Origin of the sequence: Methylobacterium sp. WL19 (assembly GCF_008040005.1) — a bacterium.
In the GTDB taxonomy this organism is placed as follows: domain Bacteria; phylum Pseudomonadota; class Alphaproteobacteria; order Rhizobiales; family Beijerinckiaceae; genus Methylobacterium; species Methylobacterium bullatum.
The window spans coordinates 13,430-29,092 of record NZ_VRVC01000065.1 but is presented as its reverse complement, the minus strand read 5'-3'; the positions used below and the strand labels follow the sequence as shown (position 1 = coordinate 29,092).

At 66.3% G+C, this 15,663-nt stretch carries 14 protein-coding genes and 1 pseudogene; 4 read left to right on the top strand and 11 right to left on the bottom strand.

Annotated features, from left to right (window positions below):
* Positions 1 to 243, top strand: a pseudogene (locus FV220_RS25815) (DEAD/DEAH box helicase); the annotation flags it as partial.
* A 108-nt stretch (positions 244 to 351) separates the two neighbouring features.
* On the top strand, positions 352 to 1,419 hold the full coding sequence (locus FV220_RS14210) for a GGDEF domain-containing protein (RefSeq protein WP_018043451.1): 1,068 nt from the start codon (positions 352 to 354) through the stop codon (positions 1,417 to 1,419).
* 30 nt (positions 1,420 to 1,449) lie between these two features.
* Here the strand turns inward: FV220_RS14210 and FV220_RS14205 are convergent, their stop codons facing one another.
* Positions 1,450 to 1,827 carry an iron-sulfur cluster assembly accessory protein gene (locus tag FV220_RS14205; protein ID WP_018043450.1) on the bottom strand — a complete coding sequence of 126 codons (378 nt, stop codon included), beginning with the start codon at positions 1,825 to 1,827 and terminating at the stop codon, positions 1,450 to 1,452.
* A 158-nt stretch (positions 1,828 to 1,985) separates the two neighbouring features.
* Between FV220_RS14205 and FV220_RS14200 the strand changes: the two genes are divergently transcribed.
* Positions 1,986 to 2,579 carry a Uma2 family endonuclease gene (locus FV220_RS14200; RefSeq protein WP_238253906.1) on the top strand — a complete coding sequence of 198 codons (594 nt, stop codon included), beginning with the start codon at positions 1,986 to 1,988 and terminating at the stop codon, positions 2,577 to 2,579.
* 6 nt (positions 2,580 to 2,585) lie between these two features.
* Here the strand turns inward: FV220_RS14200 and FV220_RS14195 are convergent, their stop codons facing one another.
* From FV220_RS14195 to FV220_RS14165, 7 genes are all read right to left on the bottom strand, one after another.
* On the bottom strand, positions 2,586 to 2,966 hold the full coding sequence (locus FV220_RS14195) for an SUF system Fe-S cluster assembly protein (protein WP_018043448.1): 381 nt from the start codon (positions 2,964 to 2,966) through the stop codon (positions 2,586 to 2,588).
* An 11-nt stretch (positions 2,967 to 2,977) separates the two neighbouring features.
* Positions 2,978 to 4,222, bottom strand: coding sequence for a cysteine desulfurase (locus FV220_RS14190; protein ID WP_018043447.1), 1,245 nt, complete (start codon positions 4,220 to 4,222; stop codon positions 2,978 to 2,980).
* Positions 4,219 to 4,860 (bottom strand): hypothetical protein, encoded by a 642-nt coding sequence (locus tag FV220_RS14185; protein WP_147832105.1) that lies wholly within the window; start codon positions 4,858 to 4,860, stop codon positions 4,219 to 4,221. Before FV220_RS14185 ends, FV220_RS14190 begins: the two co-directional genes overlap by 4 nt.
* Positions 4,860 to 6,182 carry a Fe-S cluster assembly protein SufD gene (gene sufD / locus FV220_RS14180; protein WP_056149301.1) on the bottom strand — a complete coding sequence of 441 codons (1,323 nt, stop codon included), beginning with the start codon at positions 6,180 to 6,182 and terminating at the stop codon, positions 4,860 to 4,862. The genes FV220_RS14185 and sufD overlap by 1 nt, the downstream gene beginning before the upstream one ends.
* 1 nt (position 6,183) lies before the next feature.
* Complete coding sequence (gene sufC / locus FV220_RS14175) at positions 6,184 to 6,936, bottom strand: Fe-S cluster assembly ATPase SufC (RefSeq protein WP_056149298.1); 753 nt, start codon at positions 6,934 to 6,936, stop codon at positions 6,184 to 6,186.
* 196 nt (positions 6,937 to 7,132) lie between these two features.
* Positions 7,133 to 8,602 carry a Fe-S cluster assembly protein SufB gene (sufB, locus tag FV220_RS14170; protein ID WP_026175872.1) on the bottom strand — a complete coding sequence of 490 codons (1,470 nt, stop codon included), beginning with the start codon at positions 8,600 to 8,602 and terminating at the stop codon, positions 7,133 to 7,135.
* Positions 8,603 to 8,676: 74 nt separating this feature from the next.
* Positions 8,677 to 9,837, bottom strand: a complete 1,161-nt coding sequence (locus tag FV220_RS14165; protein ID WP_147832103.1) for a cysteine desulfurase family protein — start codon at positions 9,835 to 9,837, stop codon at positions 8,677 to 8,679.
* Positions 9,838 to 10,103: 266 nt separating this feature from the next.
* On the opposite strand from FV220_RS14165, the gene FV220_RS14160 reads away from it, so the two are divergent.
* Positions 10,104 to 10,760, top strand: a complete 657-nt coding sequence (locus FV220_RS14160; RefSeq protein ID WP_018043440.1) for an alpha/beta hydrolase — start codon at positions 10,104 to 10,106, stop codon at positions 10,758 to 10,760.
* A 130-nt stretch (positions 10,761 to 10,890) separates the two neighbouring features.
* Here the strand turns inward: FV220_RS14160 and FV220_RS14155 are convergent, their stop codons facing one another.
* The 3 genes from FV220_RS14155 to FV220_RS14145 are packed head-to-tail and all read right to left on the bottom strand — an operon-like array spanning position 10,891 to position 15,551.
* Positions 10,891 to 11,169, bottom strand: a complete 279-nt coding sequence (locus FV220_RS14155; protein ID WP_056149294.1) for a virulence factor — start codon at positions 11,167 to 11,169, stop codon at positions 10,891 to 10,893.
* Positions 11,169 to 11,381: a DUF5397 family protein gene (locus FV220_RS14150; protein ID WP_056149292.1), complete on the bottom strand. Its 213-nt coding sequence runs from the start codon at positions 11,379 to 11,381 to the stop codon at positions 11,169 to 11,171. Before FV220_RS14150 ends, FV220_RS14155 begins: the two co-directional genes overlap by 1 nt.
* Positions 11,382 to 11,435: 54 nt before the next feature.
* Positions 11,436 to 15,551, bottom strand: a complete 4,116-nt coding sequence (locus FV220_RS14145) for a Pls/PosA family non-ribosomal peptide synthetase (RefSeq protein ID WP_246689466.1) — start codon at positions 15,549 to 15,551, stop codon at positions 11,436 to 11,438.
* Between the last annotated feature and the right edge of the window lie 112 nt (positions 15,552 to 15,663).

Sequence of the window (15,663 nt, the reverse complement as noted above, 5' to 3'; positions counted from 1 at the left end):
CCCCCCGCTCACGAGGAAGTCGCCGATACGCCGCGTGAGGCCCCGCGCCGGCGCGAGCCGTCGCGTCCTCCGCAGGAGCAGCGCACCCCGGATCCGCGCAAGGCAGCCCCCGACCGTAGCCGCGACGAACGCCGTCCCTCACCCCGCCGCCGGGACGACGAAGAGGGTGACACGCCGCTCGGTCTGGGCGAGCATGTGCCCGCCTTCCTTCTGCGTCCGGTCGTTATCAAAAAGGCGAAGTAACGCGCGGGTCCGCAAACTGTTCCCGATACTTTAACGGGCTCTCCACCATCCATCCGCTAACATGCGCTCCCCGGCCATCGATGCCGGATCAGGGGGCGAACGGGGTCGATGAGTCACGGAAGCTACGGTGACAGGGAGAGAACCTTCGCTCTGGCCGACCGCGCCAACGTCCTGATGCGTGACTACGGTTCCTCGGCGACGCCCCAGGCCTATGCCGTCTGGTACACCTACGTGTCGGGCACGCAGCCGTTGATGAACGACGCGATCAAGGGGCTGACCACCGAGAACGGTAGCCTTTCGGATGCCGATATCGATTCCCTCTACGAGACCTATATCGACAGCCGCCGCCTCGTCGCCGCCACCGAGCGGATGAACGCGAACATGCTGGCCGAGATCGAGGGCATCATGGAAGTGATGGACCTCTCTCTGGGTTCGACGGCCCAATACGGCGAATCGCTTCAGGCCCTGTCGCACGACCTCGACGTATCCGACCAGAACCGCGCCCGCGTCCGCGAGATCATCACGACCCTGGTCTCGACCACCCGGGAAATCACCGCCAGCAACCGGACCCTCGAAGCGCGCATGCGGGAAAGCCGCAACGAGATCGAGACCCTGCGCGAGACCCTGGAAGCGACGCGGCTGGAGAGCCTCACCGATCCCCTCACCGGACTGTCCAACCGCAAGCACTTCGAGGAAAGCCTGCGCAAGATGGTCGACGGCGCCGCCAGCCAGGCGATCCCCTCCAGCCTGATCGTCATCGACGTCGATTTCTTCAAGCGCTTCAACGACGTCTACGGCCACCTCACGGGCGATCAGGTGCTCCGGCTCGTGGCCATCGTCATGCGCGAGCATCTCAAGGCTCGTGTCACCCTCGCCCGTTTCGGCGGTGAGGAATTCGGGATTCTCCTGCCCGAGACCAACCGTGCCGCGGCCGTCGCCATCGGCGAGAAGGTCCGTGCCAGCGTGATGGGGCGTGAACTGGTGAAGCGGACCACGGGAGAGTCCCTCGGGAAAGTGACGATTTCCCTCGGGGTCGCCACGTCGCGCCCGGGCGACACTGCCGTGTCCCTCCTCGAACGCGCCGACCAGTGCATGTTCATGGCCAAGCGCGACGGCCGCAACCGGACCGTGGACGATTCCCGCGTCGCGTTGGAGACGCTCACGGCCGTCGCTTGAGCGCCTCCGCGAACTGAGGCCGCTCTCGCTTCAGGCCGATGCGCGGAGCGCTTCGGGATTGGCAGGCGTGATCGCGACGGACTCGCCACAGCCGCAGGACGAGGTCTGGTTCGGGTTGTTGAACACGAACTGGGACGACAGCTTCGTCGTCTTGAAGTCCATTTCCGTGCCGAGGAGGAACAGGAGCGCCTTCGGGTCGACGAACACCGTCACCCCGCGATCCTCCACCATATCCTCGCCGGGGTTGCGCCCTTCGGCATATTCCATCGTGTAGGACATGCCGGCGCAGCCGCCGTTCTTCACACCGACCCTCAGGCCGGCGATGGGCTTCTCGGCATCGGCGATGATGGCCTTGATCCGGTCCGCCGCTGCGTCGGTGAGGGACAGGACCTTGAAACTCTTGAGCATGGGTCTCTCCGGCAGCCGGGTTCAAGGCCCGGGCGGTTGAGGATGATGGTACGTCGTTAAGATAAGGATGGCGGAGGCCGCGGTCCACTGTCGTCATGAGGCACCAGCCGGCGGTCTTCGGATTATGCTATCATCCCGGGCGGCCGAGGACGGATTTCATGGCACAGACGGCACGACGCCTGATGAGCGTAGAAGAATTCTTTGATTGGCAGCAACGCCAGGATTTTCTCTACGAACTCGTCGATGGCGTGCCGGTCCCGCACGTGAAAATGATGACGGGTGCCAGTGCGCAGCACGACCGCGTCACCGTGAACATCATTGCCGCTCTCCACGGCCAGCTTCGCGGAACGGGGTGTCGGCCGACGACGGACGATATCGGCCTGCGCACGGGGATCTCGACCTTGCACCGGCCTGCCGTGACCGTGGAATGCGGCGATCTCATCTTGGACAGCTACGAGAGCCGGACACCCAGACTTGTCGTCGAGGTATTGTCACCCTCGACGAGCACCATCGATCGCTTCCGGAAGCTGGAGGAGTACAAGCGTCATCCGACGATCGCTTACATCCTGCTCGTGGAGACCCGGTGGCCCAGCGCGACCTTGTATCGGCGCGACGGCGAGTCATGGATGACACAAGCCTTCGAGGCGATCGACGAGACCATCGATCTGCCGATCATCGGGGCAATGCTGCGGATGACGGATGTCTACGACAGCATGACGTTTGCCCCGCACCGCGAGGCACCGATCAGCTGAGGCGTGCTACCACATGTCGAGGGCGACGCGGGCTTCGTCCGACATCCGGCTCTGGTCCCACGGCGGATCGAATACCATCGTGACGCTGCAGGATTGGATGCCCGGCACGGCGGCGACCGCCGTCTCGACCCAGCCCGGCATCTCGCCGGCCACGGGACAGCCGGGCGCCGTCAGCGTCATGTCGATGGCGACCGTGCGGTCGTCGGCGATGTCGACCTTGTAGATCAGGCCGAGCTCGTAGATGTCGGCCGGGATCTCGGGATCGTAGACGCTCTTCAAAGCGGCGACGATGGCGTCGGTCAGCCGGTCGAGCTCTTCGGGCGGGATCGCCGAATCGCTGGCGATGGCGGGGGTGTTGGCTCCGCCGGTGATGGTCGAGTCGCTCATGGTGTGGATCCTCAGGCGAACATCATCTCGGCCTTGGCCAGTGCCTCGGCGAGGGCGTCCACTTCCGCATGGGTATTATACAGCCCGAACGAGGCGCGACAGGTGGAGGTCGCACCAAATCGTGTGAGGAGCGGCATGGCACAATGGGTGCCGGCCCGGATCGCGACGCCGTAGCGGTCGATCACGGTGGCGATGTCGTGGGCATGCGCGCCTTTCATCTCGAAGGCGATGACCCCGCCCTTGCCCTTGGCGGTGCCGATCATCCGCACGGAATTCATGGCTCCGAGGCGCTCCTGCGCGTAGGCGAGCAGCGAGGCCTCGTGCGCCGCGATTCTCTCGCGCCCGAGGGTCATCATGAATTCCAGCGCCGCGCCGAGGCCCACCGCCTCGATGATCGCCGGCGTTCCGGCCTCGAACCGGTGCGGCGGGTCGTTATAGGTGATCGTGTCCTGCGAGACGGTCCGGATCATTTCGCCGCCGCCCTGGTAGGGAGGCAGGCGCTCCAGCCATTCCTTCTTGCCGTAGAGCACGCCGATCCCGGTGGGGCCGTAGACCTTGTGGCCGGTGAAGACGAAGAAGTCGCAATCGAGCGCCTTCACGTCGATCTCCTGGTGGACCGCGCTCTGGGCGCCATCCAGAAGCACCGGCACGCCGTGAGCGTGGGCGATGCGGACGATCTCGGCCGCCGGCGTCACCGTGCCGAGCACGTTGGACATGTGGGTGATCGCCACCATCCTGGTGCGCGGCGTGAACAGTTTTTCGTACTCGTCGACGAGGAAATTGCCCGCGTCGTCCACCGGCGCCCACTTGATGACGGCTCCTCTGCGCTCGCGCAGAAAGTGCCAGGGCACGATGTTGGAATGGTGCTCCATGATCGAGAGGATGATCTCGTCCCCCTCCCCGATCTGGCCGAGCAACCCCATGGACGAGGCCACGAGGTTGTAGGCCTCGGTGGCGTTGCGGGTGAAGATGATCTCGTCGGTGGACTCGGCGTTGAGGAACTGCCGCGTGGTCTCGCGCGCGCCCTCGAACCCCTCGGTCGCGGCATTCGCCATGAAATGCAGCCCGCGATGGACGTTGGCGTAGCCGGTCTCCATGCAGTTCACCATGGCGTCGATGACCGCGCGCGGCTTCTGCGACGAGGCCGCGTTGTCGAGATAGACCAGCGGCCGGCCATAGACCTTCTGGGCCAGGATCGGGAACTCGGCCCTGATCGCCTGGACGTCGTAGGGGGTGTTCGGGACGGGTGCGTTCATGGCGCGTCTCCTGCAAAGAAGTCACTGAGGACATCGCCGAAAAGGCCGACGGCCAGGATGAGAACCAGGGTGAGCATGAGGATCGACCCGGCCATCGCGAACGCCATGGCTTTGGCGGAGGCGAGGCCCGTCGCCTCCGAGAGGCACAACCCGATATAGGCGAGCCCTAGGAAGAAGATCAGGACATTGCCTGCCGTACCCTGGTTCAGGGCCTCGAAAATCAGGGTCAGCCCGAGCGAGGGAAGCACCGCGACCCACGTCGCGAGAGCGACGCTGGTGCGCACCGTCGCCAAACTCGGCCTCTCGGAGGTCGCCCGCGCAAATGCCCAGGTGCCGACGCTGATGACGAGGTAGAGTGCAGCCACCGCTCCCAGGAACAGCGTAGTGTAGGATGCCATTCGTAGGGCGACGGCCGTGCCCGAATCGAGGGTTCCCACATGGTCTGACAGAAGGACGATGGGGGAAGTCTCGCTGAGATCCACCAAAACCACGAGACTGGTGCCGAGGACGAACAGGGCAAGCCGCCAGGGCTCCGAGAGACCGCCCTGCGCGAGTGTCTCCCGCATGGCGTCCCGCGCGTTCAGGGGGCCGCGCAGCAGGTGCCGCGCGGCCAAGCCCGGGGAATAACCTTGCTGCATCACCCTCGCGCCGCGAGCCACGCCTCGATCGTGCCGATCAGTGCCTCGCGCGCGCCCTCGTGGCTGACCGACTCGATGGCCGCCCCGAGGAAGGCCTGGACCAGCAGGCTCTCGGCCTGGGCCTTCGGCAGCCCGCGCTGCATCAGGTAGAACAGCAGGTCGTCGTCGAGTGCGCCGCAGGTGGCGCCGTGGCCACAGGCGACGTCGTCGGCGAAGATCTCCAGTTCGGGCTTGTTCATCATCTGGCCCTCGTCGGACAGGATGAGACAGGCCGACATCATCTTGCCGTCGGTCTGCTGGGCCGCCTGCTGGACGATGATCTTGCCCTGGAACACGCCCGTGGCTTCGCCATCCACCACGGTCTTGAACAGCTCGCGGCTGACGCCGCCCGTGGCGGCATGGTCGGCCAGGAAGGTGGTGTCGGAGAGTTGCTTGCCGTTCAGCATGGCCGCGCCGTTCACCACCGCGCGGGCATCGGCCCCGGCGAAGTTCAGGTAGACCTGATGCCGGGAGAGCACCGCGCCCACCACCACGTTCACGGTTTCCACCGCGGCCTCGGCGCCGAGCTTCACGGACAGGGTCGACAAGGCCACCGCCTCGCGGCCTTCCGCGTTCAGGCGGGCGTGCCGGAAGGTGGCGTTATCGGCCACCACCACGTCCATGGCATCGTTGGGCTGGTAGGCGATGCCGTCCGGCCCTTCGTGACTCTCCAGGATCAGCGCTTCCGCGCCCTCCCCCAGCGTCACCAGCACGCGGGTGGCGGTCGAGTAGGCTTCCGTGCCGGTGCCGATGAAGCGCAAGTGCAAGGGCGTCTCGACCTTGGCCCCGGCCTCCACGCTGATCAGCGCGCCGTCCGCCAGGAAGGCGGTGTTGAGCTGGTAGATCGGGTTCTCGGAGGCCTGACGAACGGGCGTCAGTTTCTCCAGAAGCGCGTTCCCGGTGGTCAGCGCCTCGTTGAGCGGCGTCACGGTGATGCCGGCCGGGATGCGGCCGAGATCCGACTGGTCGGCGATCAGGTGACCGTTGACGAAGGTGAGGCGCACGGCGTCGATCCCGGCAAAGCCCTTCGCTTCGGCCACCGCCGCCTTGGCGGTGTCGGCGGAGGGCATCTCGGCCGGGTGGGCGGCATCGCGGAACGCGGAGCGCAGGTCGGTGTATTTGAACGCCTCGACGCGGCGGGTCGGCAGGCCCACCGCCTCGAAATAGCGGAAGGCCTCCTCACGGGCGATGGACACGCCCGTTGGGTACTTCATCTTCGTGGCTTCGAAGAGCTTCGACAGGCCGGTCTCGGCCGCCGTGCGCAAGGGGGTGATGTCGGCCATATCAAGCGGCCTCATTCGTGCGGTACTCGGCGTAGCCGGAAGCCTCGAGCGCCTTGGCGAGGTCCTTGTCGCCCGACTTCACGATCTGGCCCTGCGACATCACGTGGACCACGTCCGGCACGATGTAGTCGAGCAGGCGCTGGTAGTGGGTGATGACGAGGAACGAGCGGCCTTGTGCGCGGAGCGCATTCACGCCGCCGGAGACGATGCGAAGGGCGTCGATGTCGAGGCCGGAATCGGTCTCGTCGAGCACGCAGAATTTCGGCTCCAGCAGGGCCATCTGCAGGATCTCCATGCGCTTCTTCTCGCCGCCGGAGAACCCGACATTGAGGGCGCGCTTGAGCATCTCCTTGTTGATCTCGAGCTTCTCGGCAGCAGCATTCACCTTGCGGATGAAGTCGGGGGTGGAGAGCTCGCCTTCGCCGCGCGCCCGGCGCTGAGCGTTCAGTGTCGCCTTGAGGAAGGTCATGGTGCCGACGCCCGGGATCTCCAGCGGGTATTGGAATGCCAGGAACACGCCGGAGGCCGCGCGCTCGTCGGGCGACATTTCGAGGATGTTCACGCCGTCGAGCAGGATCTCGCCGTCGGTGACCTCGTAGTCCTCCTTGCCGGCGATGACGTAGGACAAGGTCGACTTGCCGGAGCCGTTGGGGCCCATGATGGCGGCGACTTCGCCGTCCTTCACGGTGAGGTTGAGACCGTTGAGGATCTGCTTGTCCTCGATGGCGACGGTCAGGTTCTTGATTTCGATCATTGCAGCAAAGTCCGTTCTAAAACTTGAAACGCGGAGCGACCCTTCCCCGTCCACGGAGAGGAGCGTGCCTACGGAGCGGGCGGGTCGGTACGAAGTCCCGCAGGAGGGGGCGACCTCTCAGGTTCGCGCGCTCCCCTCATCCGGCCCGCTTCGCGGGCCACCTTCTCCCGCAGAGGGGAGAAGGGAAAAACCCGGCTCAGCCCACCGAGCCTTCGAGGCTGATCGAGATCAGCTTCTGGGCCTCGACGGCGAACTCCATCGGCAGCTGCTGCAGTACGTCGCGGACGAAGCCGTTGACGATGAGCGCGGTCGCCTCCTCGTTGGAGAGGCCGCGCTGCTGGCAGTAGAACATCTGGTCTTCCGAGATCTTCGAGGTGGTGGCCTCGTGCTCGAACTGCGCCGACGAATTTTTGGACTCGATGTACGGCACCGTGTGCGCGCCGCACTGGTCGCCGATGAGCAGCGAATCGCAGTTAGTGAAGTTGCGTGCGCCCGTGGCCTTGCGGTGTGCGGACACCAGCCCGCGGTAGGTGTTCTGCGAACGCCCGGCGGAAATACCCTTCGAGATGATCCGGCTCGTCGTGTTCTTGCCGAGATGGATCATCTTGGTGCCGGAATCGACCTGCTGCATGCCGTTCGACACCGCGATCGAGTAGAACTCGCCGCGGGAATTGTCGCCGCGCAGGATACAGGACGGGTACTTCCAGGTGATCGCCGAGCCGGTCTCGACCTGGGTCCACGAGATCTTCGAGTTGGCGCCGCGGCAGTCGCCACGCTTGGTGACGAAGTTGTAGATGCCGCCCTTGCCCTCGTTGTCGCCCGGATACCAGTTCTGGACCGTCGAGTACTTGATCTCGGCGTCGTCGAGCGCGACGAGCTCGACCACGGCGGCATGGAGCTGATTGTCGTCGCGCTTGGGGGCGGTGCAGCCCTCGAGATACGAGACGTAAGAGCCCTTGTCGGCGATGATGAGGGTCCGTTCGAACTGCCCCGTGTCGCGCTCGTTGATGCGGAAATAGGTCGACAGTTCCATTGGGCAGCGCACGCCCGGCGGGATGTAGACGAACGAGCCGTCGGAGAAGACCGCCGAGTTCAGGGTCGCGAAGAAGTTGTCGGTCACGGGCACGACCGAGCCGAGGTACTTCCGCACGAGGTCCGGGTATTCGCGGATGGCCTCGGAGATCGGCATGAAGATCACGCCGGCCTTCGACAGCTCGGCCTTGAACGTGGTGGCCACCGAGACCGAGTCGAACACCGCGTCGACGGCGACCCGGCGCTCGGGGGCGATGCCCTCCAGCACTTCGACCTCGCGCAGGGGAATGCCGAGCTTCTCGTAGGTCTTCAGGATCTCGGGGTCGATCTCGTCGAGGGACATCGCCGCCGGGCGCTTGGGGGCGGCGTAGTAGTAGATGTCCTTGTAATCGACCTTGTCATAGGAGACCCGCGCCCATTCGGGCTCCTTCATGGTCTGCCAGCGCTTGTAGGCGTCGAGGCGCCAGGCCAACATCCATTCGGGCTCGTCCTTCTTGGCCGAGATGAAGCGGATCACGTCCTCGGAGATGCCCTTGGCGGACTTCTCCATCTCGATCGTGGTCTCGAACCCGTACTTGTACTGGTCGAGGTCGATCGAGCGGACCCGGTCGATGGTTTCCTGCACTGCAGGCATTGCACGTCTCCTGACCTACACCGGCGTCAAGGGCCGGGGGTTTTCGCGAGAGGATGGCTTGGGTGGGCGGCGCTTCAGGCCGCCTGCCCTCGCCGTTGATATAGGGTTCCCACGTGCCGTTCGAAGGCCGTGAGGAAGCGTGAGCGGTCGCTTTCCGTGCTGTTCCAGCCGAAACTGACGCGCAGCGCCCCCGCAGCCAGCGCGGGGCTCACGCCCATGGCGGCCAGAACGGTGGAGCGGCCGACCTTGCCCGACGAGCAGGCCGATCCGGACGAGATCGCGATGCCGGCGAGATCCAGCGCCATCAGCGCGGTTGCCGCATCGAGGCCCGGCACGGAAAAGCACAGGGTGTTGGGAAGGCGCGGCGCGCCGCTCCCGAAGATGACGGCATCCGGTGCGATCCGAAGAAGAGCGCTTTCCATGGAGTCACGAAGACCGGCATCGACCCCCGAGAGGCCCGCCTGGGCGATCCGTGCCGCCTCGCCCAGCCCGACGAGGCCGGGCAGGTTCTCCGTACCGCAGCGCAGGCGAGATTCCTGGCCGCCGCCGCGCAGGAAAGCCTGCTCCAAGGTGACGCCTTCGGCCAGCACGATGGCGCCCGTGCCCTTCGGCGCGGCGAATTTGTGGCCGGACAGGGTGAGGGCATCGAGGCCGAGCCCGGCACAATCGAGAGGGATTTTCCCCACCGCCTGCACCGCGTCGCTATGGACGAGGGCGCGGCCATGCGCTTTGGCCAAGGCGACGATCTCGGCGAGGGGCTGGATCACGCCGGTCTCGTTGTTGGCCGCATGGATGGAGACCAGCACGGCCTCGTCGCGCGCGCGCTCCAAGCCTCGCTCCAAGGCGGTGAGGTCGATCAGCCCGGACGGCAGCACCGGCACGACCTCCACCGATTCCGGCGCGAAGCGGTGTCCCGCCAGAACGCAAGGATGCTCGGTGGCGCCCACCAGGAGGCGTGTGGGCGCGGGACGTCCGGCCTTGGTCAGTGCGCCGGACAGGACCGCATTGGCCGCTTCGGTGCCGCCGCTGGTGAAGACGACGCGGCCCCGGCCGGCCCCGACCAGGGCGGCGACGTGCTCGCGTGCCGCTTCCAGGGCGGCCTTCGCCGTCCGGCCCTCGCGATGGATCGACGAAGGGTTGCCCGGCAATTCCAGCGCCCGCGCGACCGCCGCCGCCACCTCCGGACGAACCGGCGATGTCGCGTTGTGGTCGAGATAGGCGCGCGAAACACTCATGCGTTGGTCAAGGTCCGAACCGACATTTCCTTGCTTTTGCCCCCCGTCATCATGCTAAGGCGCCGGAACGACACGTCTTCGCCAAGCGCCGAGCTTCGGGAGACGACCGATCCGAGATCTCTCGAAACGATCTAGTTTAGAATGATTCTAATAACCTAGAATTATTCTAAGAGCGTTTTTAAGAGTGCGGCGCAGCGAGTCAAGGCGCGTTGGCCGACAAGGATGGGTTGCCCTCGCACTGCGGCGCCAGGAGTTTTGGAAAGACCATGCCCGAAGTCATCTTCACCGGACCCGCCGGCCGTCTCGAGGGGCGCTACCAGGCGCCCAAGAAGAAGGGCGCGCCGATCGCGATCGTGCTGCATCCGCACCCCCAGTTCGGGGGCACGATGAACAATCAGATCGTGTACAATCTTTTCTACACCTTCGCCAATCGCGGCTTCGCGGCCCTGCGTTTCAATTTCCGCGGCGTCGGCCGCAGCCAGGGCAATTTCGACCATGGCACGGGTGAGTTGTCCGATGCGGCCTCGGCGCTCGACTGGGTGCAGTCGGTCAATCCCGAGGCGCGGGCCTGCTGGATCGCCGGCGTCTCGTTCGGTTCGTGGATCGGCATGCAGCTGCTCATGCGCCGCCCCGAGATCGAGGGTTTCATCTCGATCGCGGCCATGGCCAACCGCTACGATTTCACCTTCCTGGCCCCCTGCCCGTCCTCCGGCCTGTTCGTGCACGGCTCCGAGGACCGCGTGGCTCCCGCCCGCGAGGTGATGCCGGTCATCGAGAAGGTGAAGGTGCAGAAGGGCGTCATCATCGAGCATCAGGTGGTCGAGGGCGCCAACCACTTCTTCGACGGCAAGGTCGACGAGCTGACCCAGACGGTCGACACCTATCTCGACAAGCGGCTCGGCCCGAAAGATCAGGTGGGTTGAGACCGGCGAGCGGAATTGATCTGCCGTCCGCGATCCTCCCTCGAAGGCCGGCGTAGCGCCAAGCTCCGCCGGCTTTCATCGATTGGGAAGAAGTATGCCCGGCGATCGGCTGAGATAGCGCGAGCGCTGCCTAGCTCTTGATCAAGGCGGTGAAATCCGACCATTGCTCGACACGGAAGGCTCTGATGTCGCGTACCGATTGCTGGAACCAGCTCAGCCCCTTCAGAGCCGTGATGGCCGAGAACAGCTTGGCCAGATCCTCGTCCTTGCTGGTGTAGAGGCTGCCCTGCACCCAGTCGAAACCATGCCCGGAGAGGGTGGTGCGGATGTCGCTATAGGCTTGCGACACTCCTTTGGGATGCTGGGTCTGTGCCTCCGCGACCGCCAGATCGAACGCGATAGCGAACATCACCGCTCTCTGGGATCGTCCAGCACGTCGGCGAGTCGATAATCGATCTCCTCACCGGTCTCCAGCACGCGAACCCGCATCAGCCACTCGCCATCCGCAAGCGCATTGCCCACGCTGACGATCTCATAGACGGGACCGACCTGGCCGAACCGCCGCCACGTCCCGACGAGGCCCTGCGGGTTTGGAAGTGAAACGGGTGCCATATCGTTCATGGCGCCATCCTACAGCTTTTTGAGGACCGTCAAACGGGAAGAGCAGGCCCCGCGTCAGGCCCCCGCCGCCCTGTGAATCACCGGCACCGCCGGCGCCCCCTCCCATTCCGAATGGCTCGGGATCGATTCGCCCTTCATCACGATGGTGAGCGGGCGAAGCCGCGCGTAGTCGCCGACCTTGGTGTCGTAGAGGACGGTGGAGAAGGCACCCACGGACACGCCCTCGCCCACCACCACCCGGCCGACCTTCATGATCCGGTCCTCGTAGAGATGGGTCTGGAGCGCCGAGGTCCGGTTGATCACCGAATAGTCGCCGATGGTGACGCAATCGAACTCGGTGATGTCGGTGGTGAGCATGCAGACGCCCCGGCCGACCTTGACTCCGAGCAGGCGCAGCATCCAGGGCAGGAACGGCGTCCCGACCAGATGCTCCAGCAGCACCTTGCCGGCCAGGCCCCAGTACAGCACGGCCACGGCCTCGGTGCGCATGGCCCACCACGACCACATCGGCCGCATGCCGGGCTGGTAGACTCCCATCAGCAGCCATTTCACCCCGATCACGGTGAAGGACTGGATGAAGGCGATGGCGACGCTGACGACGACGAAGCTGATGGCGAGACCGGTCCAGTCCTGGGCGAGGATCGCGGGGTAGAAGTAGAAATCGATGGCCGAGATCGCCAGCGTGATGAACAGCATCGGCGAGAACGAGGTCGAGAAGGCCTCGAAGATGCCGCGCCGCAGCTTCGGTCCCAGACCCGGCTCGTAAGTCTGAGCGCTGGAACCGAGATCGACCTTCTGGCGCGAGGGCAGCTTGATCGGCGGCGAGCCGAACCACGTATCCCCCGGCGCCATCAACTCGTTGGCGGGCGGCTTCGACTTGATGCCCACCAGCATGTCGTCGGGAATCACCGCGCCCGGCGGCACCACGGCGTCGTTGCCGACGAAGACGCGTGCGCCGGTGCTCACGGGATGCATGTGCATCCAGCCCCGGCGGATCTCCTCCTCGCCGAACACCACCTCGTCGGCGATGAAGTTGCGCGCGCCGACATCCGCCAGATCGTAACGCCCGGCGAGGTTGGTGGAGATCTCCGCCCCCTGCCCCATCCGCGCGCCCATCAGCCGGTACCAGGCCCGCATGTAGACCGTGGCGAAGAGCGAGGAGAGCGTCTCCAGCGTCACCTCGGCGGCGAGCGCCACCGCCCATTTGCGCAGGTAGAAGCCGCTATGGATCGAGTAGGTGCCCGACGAGACCCGCGGCAGGACGAGCCAGCGGATGCCCGCGATGAGGAGCACCGTGCCGGCCGTCATCAGCATGGCGGTGGGCCAGGTCAGCAGCGGCAGGTACCAGTGGTAGTCGATGTCGGTGATGTCGCTGAGCGAGTCGCTGAGCTGGTCGAAGATGTAGAAGGCCGGGAAAATCGGCAGCAGGCCGACGGCCGGGATCGCCGCGAGCAGGAAGGCGTAGGCGGCCAGGAACCCGGCGCGCCTACGGGGCGAGGCCTGGGCGGCCTCCGGCAGGTCTGCGGGATCGGCCGTGCCGACCTTGCGGCCGGGCGAACCGTCCCATTGCTCGGCGCGTCCCACCACCGTGCCGGTGGGAATCGTCGTCAGATCGGCGATCTCCGCGAAATCGCCGATCGTCGTCTCGGGGCCGATGACGCAGGAGGTGCCGATGGCGACATCGGCGCCGATGCTGACGGGGCCGATGACGAGTTCGTTGCCCACCACCTCGGCATTGGCGATGACGAGGCGGCCGCCGAGCGAGGCTCCTTCCCCGACGGTGAGGAGGTCGGGTGCGCCGACCTCGATGTCCGAGATGAGGGCGTCCGCGCCGATCTTCGCGCCCAGCAGGCGCAGGTAGATGGCGATGGCGGGCGAGCCCTGGAGCCATTTCACGTGGACGAGCGGGGTCAACCGCTGCGTCAGCCACCAGCGATAATAGTAGACGCCCCAGAGCGGGTAACGGCCGGGCTTGGTGCGCCCTAGGATCAGCCATTTGGCGGCCACCGCGATGGAGGCGGTGACGGCGTTGATGCCGATATAGACCAGCAGCAGCACCGCCATCTCGCCGAAGAAGCCGAGCGAGCCGCCGGTGAGCAGCAGGTAGGTGACGAAGATGCCGAGCCATTGCGAGGTGGCGAGCGCGATGACGAAAGGCAGGGCGAGGGCCTGCGCGGTTCCGCAGAGGACGCGGCGCAGGAGCGGCGGCGCTACGAATCCGAGGTCGCGCACTGCCATCTGCGTACCGACGCCGCCGGTGCGCTCGATCAGCGCCTCCGACATCGCCCGCAGCGTGCGCCTCGTATAGACGTCCTGCAGGGTGATGGCGGCCAGCGCGGGCGCCTCGCGCACCGCGCCGACGAAGCGGGCGGCCAGAAGCGAGTGTCCGCCGAGATCGGTGAAGAAGTCGGCCTCGAACGGGATCGGCTGGTTGCCGAACACCTGCTTGGCCGCGGCCAGCATCGCCGCCTCGGTCTCGTTGTCGGGCAGTTCCTGCTCGCCCGACAGGTCGGCGACCGTGAGGGTCGCGATGCGCAGGGCCTTGCGGTCGACCTTGCCGGAGGTGAGGCGGGGCAGCACCTCCACCACCTCGAAATGCCCCGGTACCATGTAGGGCGGCATCTGCTCGGCGAGGGTGTGGCGCAGGGCGGCCTTGTCGAACTCCGTTCCCCGTTCCGGAATCAGGAAGGCGACGAGCCGGTCGACACCGTCGTCCTGGCGCAGGACCACCGCCGCCTGATTGATGCCGGCCTGCGCCTGGATGCGGGATTCGATCTCGCCGAGCTCCACTCGGAAGCCGCGGATCTTGACCTGGTCGTCGATGCGGCCGTGAAAGAGGATCCGCCCCTGCGCATCGAGGGAGACCGCGTCGCCCGAGCGGTAGAGAACCGGATCGGTCCCATCGGAGGCGAACGGGTTGGCGACGAATTTCTCCGCGCTCAGTTCCGGACGCTGGAGATAGCCCTTGGCGACGCCCGGGCCGCCGATGAGGAGCTCGCCCTGCTGGCCGGGCCCGAGCAGTTCCAGTCCCTCGCTCGCGACATAGACGGAGTAGTTCGGGATCGGGCCGCCGATGGTGACGGGCTCGCCCGGCCGCATCTCGGCGGCGGTGGCCACCACCGTGGCCTCGGTCGGTCCGTAGGTGTTGAACAATTGCCGGGAGGCCGTAGCCCAGCGGGCCACCAGGGGCTCGGGCAGGGCCTCGCCGCCCAGGAGCACGAGGCGGACGCTCGGCAGCGTCTGAGACAGCATGGCGAGCAGCGTCGGCACCGTGTCGAGGACGGTGACGCGGTTCTGCGTGAGGATGTCGGGCAGCGCCTCGACATCGCCCATCATGGCCGGGCTCGCCACGAACAGCGTCGCGCCGACGAGGTAGGGAACCCAGATCTCCTCCATCGAGAGATCGAACGCCACCGAGGCGCCCTGGAACACCACGTCGTCCGGCCGCATGCCGTAGAGGGCGTTCCCCGAGCGCAGGAAGTGGCAGATATTGGCGTGGCTGATGACGATGCCCTTGGGCAATCCCGTCGAGCCCGAGGTGTAGATCAGATAGGCCGGATGCGCGGGGGTGAGGCCGGCGCCGCGCGGATCGGGGCGCGGCGCATCCGCCGGCACCTCGGCGAGAAGCGCCTCCGTCGTGAGGGACGGGGTTCCCGTGGGCGCCTGGGGCGCGAGGGCGGGCGAGACCAGGAGCAGCTTGGCTTGCGCGTCGTCGAGGCAGACCGCCACGCGGTCGGCGGGAGCCTCCGCATCGAAGGGGAGCCATGCGGCTCCCGACATCGTGATGCCGATCTGGGCGATCAGCAGGTCGGGGCCGCGCGCCATCCAGAGGCCGACGACGTCGCCGGGGCCGATGCCGCGATGATTCAGGCCACGGGCGATGGCGAGCGCGCGGGCCTCGACCTCCGCATAGGTGAACTTTGGATGACGGCCGGCCGCGTCCCGGCTCGCGCCGTCCACGATGGCCGGATGGTCGGGGCGCAGGCGGGCGCTGTCGGAAAAAATCTCTCCCAGAACCTCGTCCCGGATGAGGTCCGGGCGGCTCTCTCCGCGCAGCACGGCCTTCCGCTCCGGCGCTCCGGCGCCGCTATGCGACCCGATCTCGCCCCGTTCGGCCTTGTCCACAAGCGACTCCGCCCGAGGCCGGGTCGTCTCGGCGAGACTGCTCATCCGATGCTCCGCTGCCGGCCCCGCCGCTGCGAGACCGTCCTTTTGGCCGGGTTAGGCGCCCGGATCGTGCCGAAATCGCGGCGCCCCACTGTGGTCGCGCCCGCTTAGCACG